Source organism: Paenibacillus sp. 01T422 (assembly GCF_056398785.1).
The window spans coordinates 1-1,134 of record NZ_JBFTQB010001340.1 but is presented as its reverse complement, the minus strand read 5'-3'; the positions used below and the strand labels follow the sequence as shown (position 1 = coordinate 1,134).

At 47.6% G+C, this 1,134-nt stretch carries 2 protein-coding genes; both read right to left on the bottom strand.

Annotated features, from left to right (window positions below; all coding sequences use genetic code 11):
- Nucleotides 1-31: 31 nt before the first annotated feature.
- Nucleotides 32-166, bottom strand: a complete 135-nt coding sequence (locus AC1DUA_RS38580) for a hypothetical protein (RefSeq protein ID WP_477504716.1) — start codon at nucleotides 164-166, stop codon at nucleotides 32-34.
- A gap of 79 nt (nucleotides 167-245) precedes the next feature.
- Nucleotides 246-1,088 carry a MetQ/NlpA family ABC transporter substrate-binding protein gene (locus tag AC1DUA_RS38575; RefSeq protein ID WP_477504717.1) on the bottom strand — a complete coding sequence of 281 codons (843 nt, stop codon included), beginning with the start codon at nucleotides 1,086-1,088 and terminating at the stop codon, nucleotides 246-248.
- Between the last annotated feature and the right edge of the window lie 46 nt (nucleotides 1,089-1,134).

The following is a 1,134-nucleotide window of genomic DNA, read 5'->3' as shown; positions in this document are numbered from 1 at the left end:
CACTTTTTGCATCAATTAGTTCAAATGTCCGCTACGAGTTCCCCTTGCGCGTCATTTCCGCAAGACCAACCCACGGTTCCTCGGTCAACTGGAGCAGATCATTGAACGGCCCGGCGTCCTCCCTGTAACCAATGGCAGAACAACGAATCGTAGCCCCGCCCGTCATCCAGCCCTAAACCTAGATCAAGGGGCTGATCCCTCAAGGTCTATTGACCTTGAGGGATCAGCCCCTTTTCATATTTATTTTAGAACGCTGGAACGATAGCGCCTTTGTATTTGTCTTCAATGAGCTTTTTCGTGTCAGCGGAGTTCAATTCTTTAGCAAGCTTTTGCATAGCTTCGGAATCTTTGTTGTCCGGACGAGCCACGAGAATGTTCACGTAAGGAGAGTTTTTGTCCTCGATGAACAGCGCATCTTTAGTAGGATTCAAATTCGCTTGAAGCGCGTAGTTCGTGTTGATTAGCGCTAGATCGAACTCACCGATAGTACGCGGCAGCATAGCTGGGTCAAGCTCTTTAATTTGAAGTTTTTTGTTGTTTTCGACAATGTCTGTCACAGTTCCTTTAATACCAACGCCATCTTTCAGCTTGATCAAGCCGTTTTTCTCCATCAAAGCTAGCGCACGACCCGCATTGGATGGGTCATTCGGGATGGCAACAGATGCGCCATCTTTCAATTCAGCTGCTGATTTCACTTTTTGAGAGTAAGCGCCGAATGGCTCAATGTGCACGCCTACGACTTTTACAAGGTTCTGCTTTTTATCGGCATTGTATTGGTCCAGGTAAGGTTGATGTTGGAAAAAGTTAGCGTCCAATTGTTTTTCAAACACTTGTACATTCGGCTGTACATAATCGTTGAACTCGATTACTTCCAGGTTAACGCCTTGTGTTTTCATCTTTGCTTTGATGCCGTTCAAAATTTCAGCGTGGGGAACGGAAGACGCGCCAACTTTTAAGGTAACTTCTTTGGCAGGCGTCGTTGCTGCAGGCGCTCCAGAAGCTGCTGGGGCAGTGCTAGCTTGGTTCTCAGTCGGTTTTTGTCCGCAAGCGGCAAGCGCCAACACGAAGAATAGAGCCTTGGTTCTCAGTCGGTTTTTGTCCGCAAGCGGCAAGCGCCAACACGAAGAATAGAGC

Excerpts from the sequence above, each read along its gene's own strand:
- AC1DUA_RS38580 (WP_477504716.1), bottom strand. The coding sequence starts at position 166 with ATGACGGGCGGGGCTACGATTCGTTGTTCTGCCATTGGTTACAGGGAG.